Genomic DNA, 17,101 nt, shown 5'->3' on the forward strand with positions numbered 1-17,101 from the left:
GCCTGATCGGGTGGTTCGCCGTCACTCCGATGGTGCAGTGCGCGGGGCGTCCTGATGGCTAAGCTCGTGCGTCTTCCCCGATCCCGCCACGTTGACCGAAGAGGTGTTCCCCGTGGCAGAAACCCAGAACTGGGTTCCGCTCGGCATCGACACGACCGTTCCGAGCATGGCCCGCGTCTACGACTACATCCTCGGTGGCGCCCACAACTTCGCCGCCGACCGGCAGGTCGGATCGCAGATCGAGAAGCTGGTGCCCGGCCTGCCCAGCGTCGCGAGGCTCAACCGGAGGTTCCTCGGCCGGGCCGTGAACTTCCTGATGGACCAGGGAATTCGCCAGTTCCTGGACATCGGGTCCGGCATCCCGACGGTCGCGAACGTGCACGAGGTCGCCCAGGCCCGCGACCCGCAGGCCCGTGTCGTGTACGTCGACAAGGACCCGGTCGCCTTCGCGCACAGCCGATTGTTGTTGGCTGACAACGAAAACGCTGCCATCGTGCAGGCCGACATGCGCGAACCGGAGGTCGTGCTGTCGAGTCCCGAGGTCGCGAGGCTGCTGCGCCTCGACGAACCGATCGGGCTGTTGATGCTGCTCATGCTGCACTGGGTGCCCGACGAGGACGGCCCCGAGAAGCTCGTCGCGCACTACCGCGACGCGCTGCCCGCCGGCAGCTTCGTCGTGATGACGCACGTCGCCAAGGACCAGATCGACGAGAGCGTCGACCAGGCCGCCGCGGTCGTGAACCAGAGCCGCAGCGCCGATCAGATGCACATGCGCACGCACGCCCAGGTCAGTGCGCTGTTCGACGGGTTCTCCCTGGTGGAGCCCGGTTTGGTCGGGTGCGGCGAGTGGCGTCCGGACGGACCGGGCGACATCGCTGACGAGGCGTCGATGAACATGTTCTTGTACGCTGGGGTCGGTCGTAAGGACTGAAACCACACTGTAGTGTCGGAGGATCACACGGTTGGCGCAGTGGGCGCCGACTGGCGGTAGGTAAACTGCCGGACACTCTCCAACCCATACAGGGCAACGGGAATGACGAAACCGAGCCGAAGACCCGATGCCGCTCCACCTGAGGACACCGCCGCCGTCCGAGCGCGAGAAGCCTTGTCGCGCAAGTGGAGCTACCTGCTCAGCAGCGTCGTCGTAGTCGCGTTGAGCAGGGAGGAGCTGGACGCCGAGCTGGCGGACCAGCTCGGGGCGTTGTGCGCGGCGCTGCACCGCGAACCGTTCGACCCTGCTCCGTTCGAGGAGGTGGGCGAACGGCTCGTCGCTCTCGGCTACGTCAACGAGCCCGGCCTCAGGCGCACGGTCGACGTGCTCGGCAAGGGCCTGCTGGCGCTCGAGGAGTTCCGCGCGAGCGACCAGCACACGGTCCGCGTCGTCGGCGGAATCGGTGCTCTCACGTGCGGTTTCACCGCCGCGCGTGCCCGGTCGATCCTCGACCAGCAGGAGAGCATGCAGCGGTCGCTGCTCAAGGCCGCCCACGACGCGCAACGGGACCAGCGCCAGAGCGAGGCGAAGTTCGAGGGCATCGCGTCCTCGTCCACCAACGGCGTCCTGATCGTCGGGCTCGACGGCCGCCTCGCCTGGGGCAACGAGTCGATCGGCGTGATCATCGGACGTCCGGCGGAGCCGGGCACCCGTCTCGTCGAGCTCATCGCACCGCCGTCGATCCTCGTGTTCCGCGAGATGATGGAACGCGTTCTGGGCGAGCGCGACGAGTTCGAGCGGGAACCGATGCAACTCGTGCGCGCCGATGGCGAGTTCGCCAGGGTGACGCTCACGGCGTCACTGCTGCGCGACGACGACGGCAAGCCGAGCCACGTCCTGGTGATGGCGGACGACGACACGGAACTTGCTCTGTTGCAAGGAGAGCTGCGCCGCCAGTCGCTGCACGACGTGCTGACGGGCCTGCCGAACCGCCAGTTCTTCACCACCCACCTGGAAACCGTGCTGCGCCGGGCCGACCCTGAGTTCGGCGTCACGATCCTCCACCTCGACCTCGACGCGTTCGGCCTGGTGTGCAACAGCCTGGGCGCCCGCGTCGGCGAACACCTGCTCCAGCACGTCGCGCGCAGGCTGCGGGCCGTGATGTCCCGCGAGCAGGCCATGGTCGCGCGGTTCGACGGCGACGAGTTCGGCATCGTCGTCGAGAACACCGCGCTGACACCGGACGTCGCGACCACGATGGCCGCCATCAACGCCGACCTCGGCGAACCGACCTATGTGGACGATCACGGTCTCGCGGTGTCGGTGAGCGCGGGCGTGGTGCACCGGCCGTCACCCGACGTCGACCCCGTCGAGCTGCTGCGCACGGCCGACCTGGCGCTGCGGCAGGCCAAACGCGACCGCCGCGGCCAGTGGGTGTTGTTCCACACCAACGAGGACGCCGCCGGACGCCGGGACGCGGCACTGGCGGTCGTGATGCCCGGGGCCTGGGAGCAGGGCGACATCGGCGTCGTCTACCGGCCGGTCCGCGAGCTCGCGACCGGTGCCCTCGCGGGCGTGGAGGCGTTGCTGCACTGGGACCTCTCCGACCGCTGCGCCGCGCTCGCCGACGAGAGCGGCCTCATCCTGCCGATGGGCGAGTGGCTGATCCGGATCGCCGCCGGCCAGGCGCAGTGGTGGCGTCAGCGCGGCGAGCTCGACCAGCAGTTCGGCGTCCGGCTCACGCACCACCAGTCGACCGACGCCGACCTGGTGGCGCGGGTGTCGAAAGTGGTGGAGGAGACCGGGATGCCGCCCGGCAGGCTGACGCTGAGCATGCCCGTCGGCGTGCTGGGTGTGGCCGACGCGGCGGACAACCTGGGCACGCTCGCGGACATGGGCGTCCGGATCGCGCTCGACGACTTCGGCCTCGGCCCGCGCGACCTCGCCTGGCTCTCCGCGCTGCCGATCGTGTCCGTGCTGGTGCCCAAGGACCTGGCGCACCGCCAGGACCCCCGTTCCGCCGCGCTGATCCCCGCCGTGCACGACCTCGGCGTGAACCTGTGCGTCGACGGCGTCGAGACGGCGGAGCAGGCGACGTGGTGGACGGAAATGGGCGCCGACCTCGCGATCGGCGCCCACTACGGGTCCCCGCTCGACGCGGGGGAGTTCCTGCGGAGACTCCCGGACTAGAAGCCGCGCTGCCACGCGACGACCGCCGCGTGGTAGCTGTCGGCGGTCCTGGTGTCGAAGTTGAACACGTGCCCGTACCCGTTCACGACGAACCCGTCGAGCCGCGGAGCCTTGGGGTAGAAGGGCTTCTCCGACCTCACGAGCGCGTCGGACGACGAGCAGTCGGCGCCGAGCGGGGGCGTGCCGCAGAAGTAGTCGGCCGAGGTCTGGATCGTCATCACGGGCACGTCGATGAGCGCGCTCACCGGCAGCACCAGGTTCGACATCAGCGCGGTGGTGACGAACTCACCGGCCGAGACGACGTCCTTCGTGGACTCGTCCCAGGAGGTCACGGCGGGCACCTCCGGGCCGGGGGCGTGGAACATGCGGTAGCGGCTGCCCGGCGCGGTGGTCAGGTAGCCGACGTCGAGGCCGCGCAGCGCGAGCTTCGAGTCGAGCAGCGCGGGGATCAGGTTGGTCAGCGCGGGCACGGCCCGGACGTAGTCCCACTGGTGCGTCATGCCGGTGATCAGCACGCCGTCGACGTCGCGGTACGTGCCGGCCTCGGCCATCGCGATGGCCGACCCGATGGAGTGCCCGCCCACCAGCACCTTGGAGAACCGCGGCCGCAGGTTCTGGATGACCTGGTGCACCGCCTCGGCCTGGTTCGGCACGTCGACGAGGATGCTCAACGGCTTCGTGCTCCGGCCGGAGCCGATCCGGTCCACCACCATCGTGGCGATGCCCGCGTTGTTCATCGCGCGCGTGACGGACCGCTTCTCGCCGTCCACGGGGATGTCCCAGTAGCCGCTCGTGTAGGTGCCGCCGGGGACGAGCACCTGCACGGTCGTGGCCCTCTGCGGGACGCACAACCTGCCGTACATCGTTTGCCGGATGAGCCCGAACTGAACGGGCGTGAACACGTCCTCGCAGGTGGTCTGGGCGGCGCTCGCCGGTGTGGGGACCGGTATCAGGGCGGCGAGCAGCACGGCGGCGCAGAGCCGACGGAAACGCATGGGGGAACAACCTCCAGCTAGCGGGGGACGACCTTCATCATCAGGTCGTTGGGGTAGGCCGCGTTGGTGAACTTCGTGCGCACGGGCCGGTCGGGGACCAGCCGGAAGCGCGCGCAGACCGTCGCCACGACGACGGCGATCTCGGTCAGCGCGAAGTGGTTGCCGATGCACTGGTGGATGCCGCCGCCGAACGGGACGTACGCACCCTTCGGCAGCTGCTTCGCGCGGTCGGGCGTCCAGCGCTCCGGGTCGAAGCGCTCGGGGTCCGGGAAGTGCGCGGGGTCGTGGTGCATCGTGTGCGGGCTGAGGATCACCTCGGTGCCCGCGGGCAGGACGGCGCCGCCGAGCTCGACCTCGACGGCGGTGCGGCGCATGACGAGCCACAGCGGGTACTTGCGCAGAACCTCTTGTGCCACTTGACCGACGTACGTCAGCCTCGGCACGTCGTCGACCGTCACCTCGCGGCCGCCGAGCACCTCGTCGACCTCGGCGAGCACCCGCCGTTCGACCTCGGGGTCGGCGCCGATCTCGTGGAAGATCCAGGCCAGCGCGAGCGCGGTGGTCTCGATGCCCGCGGTCAGCAACGTGATGACCTCGTCGAAGACCTGGTCGTCGGTCATGGGCTCGCCGGTCTCGGGGTCACGCGCCGCGAGCAGCGTCGAGAGGAGGTCGCCGTGGTCGGTGTCGTCGCCGCGGCGGCTTTCGATCACCTCGCTCACGATCGCGCGCATCCGGGCGATGGCCTCGTCGAACTCGCGGTTGGCCGGGATGGGCAGCTTCTCGACGAAGCCGGGGGAGAGCGCGCGCAGGATGCCGTTGCGGATGATCACGAACACGGACCGGCGGGCCTCGGCGATGGCCTTCTGGCCGATCTCGGTGGAGAAGAGGGCCTCACCGACGATCGTGACGGCGAGGGACTGCATGTCGGCCTCGAGCTGCCGGACGTCGCCCGGTCGCCAACCGGCTAACAGGTCCTTCGTCGCGCGGAGCATGACGTCCGCGTACCCGGCGATGCGGTCGCGGTGGAACGCCGGCTGCATCATCCGGCGCTGGCGCAGGTGGAACGCCCCGCTCGACACGGCGAGCCCGTTGCCGACGAACGGCCGGAACTTGTCGTACATCCGGCCTTTGTGGAACTTCGACGCGTCCGTGACCAGCACCTGGTGCGTCAACCGGGGACTGGCGACGAAATACGCGCGCATCGGTCCCAGGTGGACTTCGACGAGATCGCCCTGGTTCCGTAAATTCCCGGTGAAAGCGAATTTTTTCCTGAGCATAGGCAACGAATGCCCGAGAAATGGCAGCCGGCCGGGCGCCACCGGGACGGACATCATCGCTCCTCGCGAGGGGAAAAGAGATCGAGACACCCTATGAGTCGTTCGGGCGAGAGAGACAGTGCCCGATCGGGTGGTGTCCGTTCACACTAGCGGCGTAACCGTGTCCGGTTTGTGCGTGACTAAGCTAGTGCGTCCGCAACCTGAAGAGGGTGGGTCGTCGTGTCCGACGGGCAGAGCTGGGTTCCGCAGAGCGTCGATGTCTCCGTGCCGAGTGCCGCGCGGGTGTACGACTACCTGCTCGGAGGCGCGCACAACTTCGCGGTCGACCGCCTGATGGGCGACAAGGCCGAGCAGATGATGCCGAACTCCCGCAGCGCGGCGCGGCTCAACCGGGCCTTCCTGCGGCGGGCGGTGCGGTTCATGACGGACCAGGGCGTCCGGCAGTTCCTCGACATCGGCTCGGGCATCCCGACCGTGGCGAACGTGCACGAGGTCGCGCAGGAGGAGGCCCCCTCCTGCCGGGTCGTGTACGTGGACCGCGATCCCGTGGCCGTGGCGCACGGCGAGCTCATCGTCGCAGGTAACGACCGTGTCGGGGTGCTGCAGGCCGACATGCGCGACCCGGACAGCATCCTCTCCGCGGGCGAGGTGACCCGGCTGCTCGACTTCGACCAGCCCATCGGCCTGCTGATGCTGTTCATGATCCACTGGGTGCCGGACGAGGCCGATCCGCACAGCCTCCTCAAGCGCTACCGCGAGGCGCTGCCCAGCGGCAGCTTCCTGGCGATCTCGCACATGGCGGGCGACCACGTCAACGAGGAGGCCAGGTCCGTGACGGACCGGATGGCCAAGACGGGCGGTGGTGACGTCGCCTACCGGAGCCGCGACGAGGTCGCGTCCTTCTTCGGCGATTTCGAACTGGTCGAGCCGGGACTCGTCAAATTCGCCGAATGGCGACCTGCCGGACCCGGTGACATCTCCGACGACCCGGCGGTCAACAGGATCGCGTTCGCGGGCGTCGGTCGTAAGCCATAGAAGATATCGATAGTGTGGTGTGGATTCACGCTGCCGGTTGAAGTGGGAACGACGGTGCGTGGGTAAACTGCCGGACCTCAGAGCCCAATGCGAGGCCGCCCACAATGACCAACCCGAGTCGAATACCTGATCAGACGCCCTCGCCTCAGGACAATGCGCGGGCGCGGACGACGCTGGCCCGGAAATGGTCGTATCGCCTGCTCGGAGCAGTGGCGATTCCCCTGGGGCGAGACGATCTCGACGAGGAGCTGCGCGTCCGGCTGGACGCGTTGTGCTCGCTGCTGCACGCGGACCCGTTCGCGACCGCCCCGATCGAGGAGGCGGGCGGCGAGCTCGCGGCGCTGGGCCACCTGGGCCGGTACGGACTGAGGGTCACCAGCGAGGTGCTCGGCAAGGGCCTGCTGGCGCTGCCCGAGTTCCAGCCCGTCGAGCGGTACGCGGAACGGATCGCGCTCGCGATGGGCGCGCTCGGCGCCGGCTTCACCGCGGCGAACGCGGAGTCCGTGCTGGCGCAGCAGGAGAGCATGCAGCGGTCGCTGCTCAAGGCGGTCCGCGACGCGAACTGGAACCTCAAGGAGAGCCAGGCGCGGTTCAACGAGGTCGTCACGTCGTCCACCAACGGCGTGCTGATCGTCGACCTCGAAGGCCGCCTGCTGCAGGTGAACGGGGCCATCGGCCAGATCCTCGGCCGCACCTCGGACGAGCTCACCGGCACGCCGCTGCTCGACCTGATCGAGCCGTCGTTCGTCGAGACGCTGCGCGAGGAGATGACCGACCTCGCCGCGGGCGTCACCGACCGGTTCAAGCAGTCGCAGCGCCTGCTGCGCGAGGACGGCGACTCCGCGCCGGTCACACTCGCCGCGTCACTGCTGCGCGGCGCCGACGACCAGCCGATCCACTTCGTCGTGGTGGTCGAGGACGGCACCGAACTGGCGCTGCTGCAGAACGAGCTCAAGCGGCAGTCGCTGCACGACCCGCTGACCGGGCTGCCGAACCGGCAGTTCTTCACGACGCAGCTGGAGACCGCGCTGCGCAAGAGCGACCCCGAGTTCGGCATCACGGTCTTCCACCTCGACCTCGACGCGTTCGGCATGCTGCGCGACAGCTTCGGCGGCCGGGTCGTCGAGCGGTACCTGCAGCACGTGACCGGCAGGCTCAAGGCGTTGCTGGCGGGCGAGAAGGTCATGATCGCCCGGTTCGGCGGCGACGAGTTCGGCGTCCTGCTGGAGAACACGGCGACCACGCCGGGCATCGACGCGATCATGAAGAGCGTCAACGAGGACCTGATGCTCGAGCCGACGTTCATCGAGGGCCGCGGCGTGTCCGCGTCGATGAGCGCGGGCGTCGTGCACCGCCCGGCCGTCGACGCCGAGCCGCTCGACGTGCTGCGCTCGGCGGAGAGGTCGTTGCGGCGCGCCAAGAAGGGCAGGCGCGGGCAGTGGGAGCTGTTCCACGCGGGCCAGGACGCCGAGGAACGCCGTGACGACGCGCTGGCCGTGGCGATGCCCGCCGCGTGGGAGGACGGCGAGATCACCGTCCGGTACCGGCCGATCGTGCGGCTGGACGGCGGCGAGGTCGCGGGCGTCGAGGCCGAACTGCACTGGGACAGGCCGGAAAGCGGTCCGCTGGACCACGACCGGTGCGCCGAGCTCGCCGAGCAGACCGGGTTGATCCTGCCGCTCGGCGGCTGGCTGCTGCGCGTCGCCGGCGGTCAGTCGGCGTGGTGGCGGCAGCGCGGCCGGTTCGACGAGGCGCTCGCCGTCCGCCTCACCGCGCACCAGGCGTCCGACGCGGACCTGGTGTCGCGGGTGGTCGACGTGCTCGACCAGGTCGGCGTGCCGGGCGAGAAGATGATGATCAGCATGCCCGGCCGGGTGCTGTCGGTGCCCGACGCGGCGGACAACCTGACGGTGCTGGCACGCCTGGGCGTGCTGACCGCGGTCGACGACTTCGGCATGGGACCACTGGACTTCGGCCTGCTGGCCGCGGATCTGCCGGTGCGTGCCGTGCGGGTCGCACGGAGCCTGGTGGACAGCCGGTCCGAGTACGTCGCGGCGCTGCTGCCGTTGCTGCGGGAGCGGGGCGTGCGCGTGGCCGTGGAGGGCATCGGCAGCGCGGAGCAGGCGGCGTGGTGGCGGGACGCGGGGGCGGACTTCGCGACCGGCGACCACTTCGGCGTGGCGGTGGAGGCGGGCGAGTTCCTGGAGACCGTGGAGCTCCGGTGACCGGACGGGGTCGGGGTCACGTCCGGCCACCGGAGGAGCTTGCTACCCGGTGAACTTCGCCAGAGCCTTGGTGAACTCGTAGGTCTGCTGGTTGATGCCGCTGCACGACGAGCTCATCGCCCCGCAGTTGCCGCGGTCCCGGTTCACCGCCCAGAACGACACCCGCGCCAGGTGCTTGGAGTTCGCCCACGTCACGATGTCGCGGAAGTTCTGCGGGGTGACGGTCTCGCCGGTGTCGGTCTTGCCGTTCATGGACGACAGGCCGCTGCGCCGGTACGCCGCGTCGTCGGTGAGGCCGAACGTCGTCTTGACGTCGTTCTTCAGCCCGTCGACCGCGCTCTTGGTGAGGGCGAGCATGTCGCCGCTGCTGCCCCAGTCGAACGGCATGACGGCCCACGTGTCGATCGGCGCGCCGAGCTCCTTGGCTCGCGTGATCAGGCGCTTGCCCCACGAGTTCGGGCCGGTGCGGTCGGTCGGCATGGTGATGACGGTCTTCACGCCGGGGTTGTTCTGCTTGATGATCTTCAGGGCGCCGAGGACGCGGTCCTGTGTGGCGTTGTTCTCGAACTCGGCGGCCTCGATGTCGATGTCGATCGCCTTGAGCGCGTAGGCGTCGATCACCTTCTGGTAGGCGCCGGCGAGTGCGGTCGCGCTCGTGCAGAACTGGCCGAGCTTGTTGCCGGACCAGCCGCCGATGGACGGCACCGCGTCCCCGCCGGCCGCCCGGATGTTGTTGATCAACGTCTTGTCCGAGCCCGTGAGCGAGCGGGAGCCGTCCCACTTCGGGTTGCAGGTGCCGTCGCTGAGGATGAACGCGAGGGTGAACGACCTGATGCCGGTCTGTTGCATGACCGTGGCGGGGTTGGGCTGGCCACCCCACTGGTAGAGGTACGGCGCCGCGAGCACGGGGTTGACGGCCGCCTGCGCGGTCGTGGGCAGCAGGACCGCCGCGCAGGTGGCAGCGATCGCGCCGACGAGGAACCGCTTCATCTTCTCCTCCAGGACTGCTCGGTCCAGGGCGGCGGAGCTGGCAGTGAGGGGGCTCACAACGCCTTCAAAAATGGACTAGACCACCTGGTTCTGTCAAGAAGGTAGACGGAATCGGCGCTCGCAGGTCGCACTTGTCCGGTTCACGCCTCTGAACTGCGGTGTTGCCGCCCCGTGGCGGGCCTGAACGATCTTGTCGGTGGCGCGTGGTGCAATCGATGCGTGGCACTTGCACCCCAGCTGGTCCGCCGGAAGCCGGAGACGCGCCCGCGTCCCCGGTGGGACGAGGCTGCCCGGCGGGTCTTCGAGACCGACGGTTTCGTCCGCGTGCTGGGCGGGCCGGGCACGGGCAAGACGACGTTGCTCGCGGAGCTGGCCGCGCACGTCGTGCTCGAGCACGGGGCCGATCCGGAGAACGTGCTGGTGCTCACGGCGAACCGGCGCGCGTCGGTGGCGTTGCGCGCGCAGGTCACGCAGCTGCTGACGGGGCGTTTGTCGGCGATCCGCGAGCCGTTGGTGCGGACGGTGCACTCGTACGCGTTCGCGGTGCTGCGCAACCAGGCGGTGCTGCTGGGCGATCCGCCGCCGCGGCTGCTGTCCGGGCCGGACCAGGACGCGATGGTGCGCGAGCTGCTCGCCGGCGACGTGGAGCTGGGCGCGCTCAAGTGGCCGGAGCGGCTGCGGCCCGCGCTGGAGCTGCCGGGGTTCGCGCACGAGCTGCGGGATCTCCTGCTGCGGGCGGCTGAACGCGGCCTCGGGCCCGAGGACCTGATCGAGCTCGGCGAGCAGCACGGGCGCGACGAGTGGGTGGCGGCCGGGCGGTTCGGGGCGCAGTACGAGGCGGTGAACCTGCTGTCCGGCATGGACTCCGCGACGGCGTACGCCCCGGCCTACGACGCGGCCGAGCTGGTGTCGTCGGCGTACGCGGCGTTCGTGAACGACGAGGACCTGCTCTTCGCCGAACGGCGGCGCGTGCGGTACCTGCTGGTCGACGACGCGCAGCACCTCGACCCGATGCAGTACTCGCTGATCCGGTCGCTCGGGTCGGGGGCGGCGCGGTTCGTCCTGGCCGGTGATCCGGACCAGGCGATCTTCACGTTCCGCGGCGCCGATCCGGAGATCCTGCGGGACGCGGGCGGCGAGACGGTGGTGCTGCGGCAGTCGCACCGGATGCTGCCCGAGATCCGCGACGCGGTGGCGCGGCTGGCCTCCCGCCTGCCCGGTGCTTCCCCCTCGCGCGTGGTCGACCCGGTCGACGGCGAGGGGTCCGTGCAGGTGCGGTTGCTCGCGTCGTCCGCGCAGGAGGCGACGTGGGTGGCGGACCAACTGCGGCGCTCGCACCTGGCCGACGAGGTGCCGTGGTCGAAGATGGCCGTGGTGGTGCGGTCGGCCACGCTGTCGTTGCCGGTGCTGCAACGGGCCCTGCTCGCGGCCGGCGTGCCGGTGCACGTGGCGTCCGACGAGTTGCCGCTGGCGCAGCAACCCGCAGTCCGGCCGTTGCTGGCTCTCGTCCGGGCCGCCGCCGTGCCCGGCTCGATGGACGAGGACACGGCGTCGATGCTGCTGTCCTCTTCGTACGGTGGCGCGGACCCGTTGGCGCTGCGGCGGTTGCGGCGCGGGCTGCGGCGGCTGGAGATGGCTGCCGGAGGCGACCGGCCGAGCGGCGACCTGCTGGTCGAGGTCGTCGAGACCGCGGACAGGCTGGCGGCGCTGGAGGACGCGGAGTCGTTGCCCGCGCGGCGGATCGGGCACCTGCTCTCGTTGGCGCGCAAGGCGATCGAGGCGGGGAAGTCCGTCGAGGTCGTGCTGTGGGACCTGTGGACGGCGTCCGGCCTGCAGGACCGGTGGGTGGCGCAGTCGGCCCGGCGCGGCATGCCGGGCATGCAGGCGGACCGCGACCTCGACGCGATCGTGGCGTTGTTCGAGGCGGCGGCGAAGTACGTCGACCGGTTGCCGGGGTCGGGGGTCGCCGGGTTCGCGGACTACCTGGAGTCGCAGCGGATCGTGGGCGACACGCTGGCGGCCTCCGCCCCGACCGGCGAGGCGGTGTCCGTGCTGACCGCGCACTCCGCGGCCGGGCGCGAGTGGGAGGTCGTGGCCGTTCCCGGCGTCCAGGAGGGCAGCTGGCCGGACCTGCGGCTGCGCGGCACCGTCCTCGGCGTCGAACGCATGGTGGACGTCCTGGCGGGCCTGGAGCCCTCGGTGTCGGCGGTGGCGCCCATCCTCGCCGAGGAACGCCGGCTGCTGCTCGTCGCCGCCTCGCGCGCGCGGTCGAAGCTGCTGATCAGCGCCGTGCGGGGAGAGGACGAGCAGCCGTCGCGGTTCCTCGACGAGATCGAGTCGTCCGCCGAGGACGAGCGCAAGCTGCACCGGCCGCAGCGCGGTCTCGTGCTGGGTGAGCTGGTCGGCGAGCTGCGCCGGGTGGTCTGCTCGGACGCGGAGCCCCCCGACCGGCGGGCGCGGGCGGCGGAGCAGTTGGCCCGGCTGGCCGACGCCGGGGTGCCGGGCGCGCACCCCGAGTCCTGGTACGGCCTGGCCGAGGTGTCCGTCGACGCTCCACTGTGGACGGAAGACCAGAAGGTCAGCGTGACGCCGTCCACCATCGAGGTGATCACGAAGTGCCCGCTGCGGTGGGTCGTCGAGCGGCACGGCGGGCAGGACCCGGCGGAGCTCGCCTCGGTCACCGGCACGCTCGTCCACGCGCTGGCGCAGGCCGCGGCGTCCGGCGCGGACTCGGCACAGCTGCGGGCGAAGCTCGACGAGGCGTGGGCCGCCGTCGACGCGGGTGCGCCGTGGTTCTCCCGCCGCGAACGCCTGCGGGTGGAGAAGATGCTCGACACGTTCCTCGCGTGGCTCGCGATGAGCCGCACGCAGCTCACGCAGGTCGCGGTCGAGGAGGAGATGGTCGTAGAGGTCCCCAAGCGCGACGGCGGCCCGTGGCTGCAGGTCCGGGGCCGGGTCGACCGCCTCGAGCGTGACGAGGACGGCCGTCCGATCGTGATCGACCTCAAGACCGGCAAGAGCCCGGTGTCGCGCGAGTCCGCGCAGGAACACCCGCAGCTGGCCGTCTACCAGCTCGCGTCGTCCCTGGGCGGCTTCACCCACATCGGACTGGGTACCGAGCCGGGCGGAGCCCGCCTGCTCTACGTGGCGAAGGAGGACAAGAAGACAGGAGCCGTCGAACGCACTCAGGCACCGTTGGACGAGCAGGGTGTCCAGGCGTGGCTGGAGGTCGTGCAGGGCGCCGCGGAGTCCGTGCTCGGGCCGAACTACACGGCGCGGGAGAACGCGGACTGCGACCGCTGCCCGGCGCGCACGACGTGCCCGGTGCACCCCTCGGGGCGGCAGGTCAGCGAGTAAGTACTGTTGACCTGCGTGTTTCTCGCTTCGGAACTGTCGGCGAACACACCGTCCCAGGTGGTGCGGGTGCTCGTGGGCCGGGTAGGAAGATGTACTGGTGACCGTCAGCCCGTTTGAGATCGCCGAGGCGCTCGGGCTGAACAAGCCGACCCCCGAGCAGGCCGAGGTGATCGCCGCGCCCGCGCAGCCCGCGCTGGTCGTGGCCGGTGCCGGCGCCGGCAAGACCGAGACCATGGCCGCGCGCGTCGTGTGGCTGGTGGCCAACGGGTTCGTGCTGCCCGACCGCGTGCTCGGCCTCACGTTCACGCGCAAGGCCGCGCGCCAGCTCGCGGACCGCGTGCGCGCCCGGCTGCGCAGGCTCGCGGGCTCGCCGCTGCTCGACGAGCTCGACCCGTCCGGTGAGCGCAAGATGGCCGTGCTGACCGGCGAGCCCGTGGTGCTGACGTACCACGCCTACGCGGGTCGCCTGGTCACCGAGCACGGCCTGCGGTTGCCCGTGGAGCCCGGCGTGCGCCTGCTGACCGAGACGGCGTCGTGGCAGCTCGCGCACCGGGTCGTCTCGACGTGGGCGAAGGACCTCGACACGGACAAGGTCCCGGCGACCATCACCGGGTACCTGCTGTCCCTGGCCGGGGAACTGGGCGAGCACCTCGTGACGCCGGAGGCGTTGGAGGCGCACGCCCTGGAGTTCTGCGCACTGGTCGAGAACGCCCCGCGCGCACCGCGCCAGCGCGACGCGTTGCCGGAGAAGCTTCGCGAGATCGTTGCGGCGCAACGGTTGCGCGTCGCGATGCTGCCGTTGCTCGACGCGTACCAGCAGCGCAAGCGCAAGGAGGCCGCGCTCGACTTCGCGGACCAGATGTCGCTGGCCGCACAGCTCGCCGCGTTCCCGGAGGTCTCTGAGGGCGAACGCGAGCGCTACGGCGCCGTGCTGCTCGACGAGTACCAGGACACCGGTCACGCGCAACGGGTCCTGCTGCGCTCGTTGTTCGGCGACGGCAAGCCGATGCCGGTGACGTCCGTCGGCGACCCGGCGCAGGCCATCTACGGCTGGCGCGGCGCCTCCGCCGCGAACCTCCCGCGCTTCGCCGACGACTTCCCGCCGACGAAGAAGTTCGGGCTGCTCACCAGCTTCCGCAACCCGCCAGAGGTGCTGGAGCTCGCCAACGCCGTCTCGCTGCCGTTGCGCGAAGCGGGCCTGGACGTGGAGGAACTGCGCGCCCGCCCCGGAGCGGGTCCCGGCGACGTCCGCCTCGCGCTGCACACCGACATCCGCGCGGAGCTCGACTGGATGGCGGACAACGTCGCGGCGCAGTGGATGGCCCACCTCGACGCTGAAGGAGCACCGCCGACCGCGGCCGTTCTCGTGCGCCGCCGTTCGGACATGGCCGCCATCGCCGCGGCACTGCGCGACCGCGGACTGCCCGTGGAGGTGGTGGGTCTCGGTGGCCTGCTCGACGAGCCCGAGGTGCGTGACCTGGTGTCCGCGCTGAGGGTCCTGGTCGACCCGCTGGCGGGCACCGCCGCCGCCCGCCTCCTGACGGGCTCGCGCTGGCGCCTGGCCGCCGTCGACCTGGCCGCCCTGTGGTCACGGGCGCGCGAGCTCGCGGGAGTCGCACCACGACAGTCCGTTGTGGACGATCCGCTCATGGTGCTGGCCGACGCCCTCCCCGGCGAACACGCCGAACAGGCGGGCCTCGCCGACGCCCTCGACGACCCGGGCGACCCCGAGGCGTACTCGCAGGACGGCTACCGCCGCATCCGCCGCCTCGGCGGCGAACTCGCGGCACTGCGCCGCCGGCTCGACCAGCCCCTCCCCGAACTGGTCGCCGACGTGGAACGCACCCTGCTGCTCGACATCGAGTCGATGTCGAGGCCGGGCATGGTCGGCCGAGCCCACCTCGACGCGTTCTCCGACGTGGTGATGGACTTCGCGGCGGCCTCCCCGTCCGCCACCCTCCCGTCCCTGCTCGACTACCTCTACACCGCCGAACACGCCGAGGACGGCCTCGAACCGGGCGAGGTCGAGGTCTCCGAGGACCGCGTCCAGATCCTCACCGTCCACTCGGCCAAGGGCCTCGAGTGGCACATCGTCGCGCTGCCGCACCTGGTCCGAGACGTCTTCCCGGGCCGCAAGAAGTCCTCGTGCTGGCTCAAGGCCGTGACCGAACTCCCGGCCCCGCTCCGAGGCGACGCGGCAGACCTCCCGGTCCTGAAACTTTCCGCGGGCTACAACCGCAAAGAGGTCGACGAAGCCCTCAGCATCCACGCCGACGAGTTCGAAGAACGCCGCCTGGTCGAAGAACGCCGCCTCTTCTACGTGGGCGTCACCCGAGCAGAACACAGCCTGCTTCTCTCCGGCCACTGGTGGGCGGAAGCAGGCGACAAGCCGAAGGGCCCGTCCGTCTTCCTGCAGGAGATGCACGAGGTCCTCCAACGAGACCCCGCACCGGGCGACATCTCCACCTGGGCGGACGAACCAGACCCGGACACCCCGAACCCGCTGGCCGAAGACGTGAAGTCCTCCCTCTGGCCGGCCGACCCCCTGGGCAAACGCCGAGACGCCGTAGTAGAAGGCGCCGAACTGGTCCTGGCGGCCCTCGACGCCCTCCGCACCGCCCCGCCGGAAGAGCTCCCCCTGATCTTCGAGGAGCCGGAACCCGAACTCCTCGACGAGGACTACCCACCCCCCACCGACGAGCCCCCGGACGACGACTTCCCACCAGAACCAGAACCCCTCCCGGACGACGTTGTCCCGGACGACCCGGAAATGCCGGAGGACAAGGACCCGGAAGGCTGGGCCAAGGACGTCGACGTGCTCCTGGCAGAACGAGCAGCCTCCCAGAACCGCAGGGAACGGGTGGAACTCCCAGGTCACCTCTCCGTCTCACAGCTGGTGGAAGTGGCAAAAGACCCGGACCTCCTGGCCCGCCGCCTGCGCAGACCACTCCCGTTCCCCCCGAACCCGCTGGCCAGAAGAGGCACCGCCTTCCACACGTGGCTGGAGAACCGCTTCGGCGCCACCCGCCTCCTGGACCTCGACGAACTACCAGGAGCAGGCGACGCCGACGCAGCCCCGGACGCGGACCTGGACAGGCTGAAGGAGTCGTTCCTGGCCAGCACCTGGGCAGAACGAACCCCGCACGACGTGGAGGTGCCGTTCGAGGCGGAGTTCGACGGCATCTCGGTCCGAGGCCGCATGGACGCGGTGTACCGCGACCCCGACGGCTGGACCGTGGTGGACTGGAAGACCGGCGCAGTCCCGGACGCCGACGCCCTCCCGGCCCTGTCGGTGCAGCTGGCGGCGTACCGGCTGGCGTGGGCGGCGCTGGTCGGGGTGCCGCTGGAGCAGGTGCGGGCGGCGTTCCACTACGTGCGGCACGACCACACGGTGAGGCCGGCGGACCTGCTGGACGAGCAGGGCCTTCGGGACCTGATCCGCTCGGTGGAGTCCTGAGCCTCGGGCTCCGGGGTACTGGCTCTGGGGGCCTCTGCCGGGCATGATCGCGAGTTGTCCACAGGTTGCGGGTTTCTGACCTGCGGTTATGGGTTGGGCGGTAGCCTGTGGATAGTCGGGAACCTAAACCGCTTCTCACTCGTTGCGTGACAAGGAAGCGCGCGGGGGCAGCAGCGGCCCAGCCACGGTCGGGCTCCATCTCCTCCATCGGGGCTGTGAGACGGAGACGTGCCGACGGACGGCGGTCCAGACGGGCCGGGTTCCGCGACTCAAGCCCGGCGCCGACCACCTCGGCGCCGAGCCGCAGAGCGGCTCGCGTCCCGCGGTCCACGCTCGACTCGACCTGGTGCCTCGAACTGGTGCATCGACGTCGGCGCGACCCAGCCGAGGTGCGTCAAGGCCGCCAGCCGCCACGCTGGCCGAGCTCCGCTGATCGACTTCGCTGGCCAATCTGCCCGGCCGCGCCGCTCGCCCGGAGCGGCCAAGCTGTCCGGCTGCGCGGCTCAGCAGCCCCAGCGACGAACCTGCCCGGCCGTGCCGCTCAGCCAGCCCAGCCCAGCCCAGCCCGAGCGGCCATCCTGCCCAGCCGTGCGGCTCAGCCCAGCCCGAGCGACCATCCTGCCCAGCCGTGCGGCTCAGCCAGC

Annotated in this window: 9 protein-coding genes; 6 read left to right on the forward strand and 3 right to left on the reverse strand. The window is 70.7% G+C overall.

Features of this window, described 5'->3' with window-relative positions:
* The first annotated feature begins 112 nt into the window (after nt 1–112).
* Entirely contained in the window at nt 113–931 is an 819-nt protein-coding gene (locus ABZX02_RS34490) for an SAM-dependent methyltransferase (protein ID WP_355304647.1), read from the forward strand.
* A 174-nt stretch (nt 932–1,105) separates the two neighbouring features.
* Nucleotides 1,106–3,121 (forward strand): diguanylate cyclase, encoded by a 2,016-nt coding sequence (locus ABZX02_RS34495; protein ID WP_355304649.1) that lies wholly within the window; start codon nt 1,106–1,108, stop codon nt 3,119–3,121.
* On the opposite strand, the gene ABZX02_RS34500 is transcribed toward ABZX02_RS34495, so the two are convergent.
* Complete coding sequence (locus tag ABZX02_RS34500; protein WP_355304651.1) at nt 3,118–4,116, reverse strand: alpha/beta hydrolase; 999 nt, start codon at nt 4,114–4,116, stop codon at nt 3,118–3,120. The two genes, ABZX02_RS34495 and ABZX02_RS34500, sit on opposite strands and share 4 nt — an antisense overlap.
* 17 nt (nt 4,117–4,133) lie before the next feature.
* Nucleotides 4,134–5,447, reverse strand: a complete 1,314-nt coding sequence (locus ABZX02_RS34505) for a cytochrome P450 (protein ID WP_355304653.1) — start codon at nt 5,445–5,447, stop codon at nt 4,134–4,136.
* A gap of 165 nt (nt 5,448–5,612) precedes the next feature.
* On the opposite strand from ABZX02_RS34505, the gene ABZX02_RS34510 reads away from it, so the two are divergent.
* Together ABZX02_RS34510 and ABZX02_RS34515 are read left to right on the forward strand one after the other, a co-directional pair.
* Nucleotides 5,613–6,428 (forward strand): SAM-dependent methyltransferase, encoded by an 816-nt coding sequence (locus tag ABZX02_RS34510; RefSeq protein WP_355304655.1) that lies wholly within the window; start codon nt 5,613–5,615, stop codon nt 6,426–6,428.
* Nucleotides 6,429–6,637: 209 nt separating this feature from the next.
* Entirely contained in the window at nt 6,638–8,653 is a 2,016-nt protein-coding gene (locus tag ABZX02_RS34515) for an EAL domain-containing protein (protein WP_355304657.1), read from the forward strand.
* A 42-nt stretch (nt 8,654–8,695) separates the two neighbouring features.
* On the opposite strand, the gene ABZX02_RS34520 is transcribed toward ABZX02_RS34515, so the two are convergent.
* Nucleotides 8,696–9,643 (reverse strand): chitinase, encoded by a 948-nt coding sequence (locus ABZX02_RS34520; protein WP_355304802.1) that lies wholly within the window; start codon nt 9,641–9,643, stop codon nt 8,696–8,698.
* Nucleotides 9,644–9,862: 219 nt separating this feature from the next.
* Between ABZX02_RS34520 and ABZX02_RS34525 the strand changes: the two genes are divergently transcribed.
* Both ABZX02_RS34525 and ABZX02_RS34530 read left to right on the forward strand, forming a co-directional pair.
* Complete coding sequence (locus tag ABZX02_RS34525) at nt 9,863–13,000, forward strand: ATP-dependent DNA helicase (RefSeq protein ID WP_355304659.1); 3,138 nt, start codon at nt 9,863–9,865, stop codon at nt 12,998–13,000.
* Nucleotides 13,001–13,097: 97 nt separating this feature from the next.
* Complete coding sequence (locus tag ABZX02_RS34530; protein WP_355304661.1) at nt 13,098–16,457, forward strand: ATP-dependent DNA helicase; 3,360 nt, start codon at nt 13,098–13,100, stop codon at nt 16,455–16,457.
* The last annotated feature ends 644 nt before the right edge of the window (nt 16,458–17,101 follow it).

Source organism: Lentzea sp. NPDC003310, from assembly GCF_040610935.1.
Classification (GTDB): Bacteria; Actinomycetota; Actinomycetes; order Mycobacteriales; family Pseudonocardiaceae; genus Lentzea.

What these genes read in the sequence shown, in the direction of transcription:
- ABZX02_RS34500 (WP_355304651.1), bottom strand. Translation starts at nt 4,116, where the DNA reads ATGCGTTTCCGTCGGCTCTGCGCCGCCGTGCTGCTCGCCGCCCTGATA.
- ABZX02_RS34505 (WP_355304653.1), bottom strand. Translation starts at nt 5,447, where the DNA reads ATGTCCGTCCCGGTGGCGCCCGGCCGGCTGCCATTTCTCGGGCATTCG.
- ABZX02_RS34520 (WP_355304802.1), bottom strand. Translation starts at nt 9,643, where the DNA reads ATGAAGCGGTTCCTCGTCGGCGCGATCGCTGCCACCTGCGCGGCGGTC.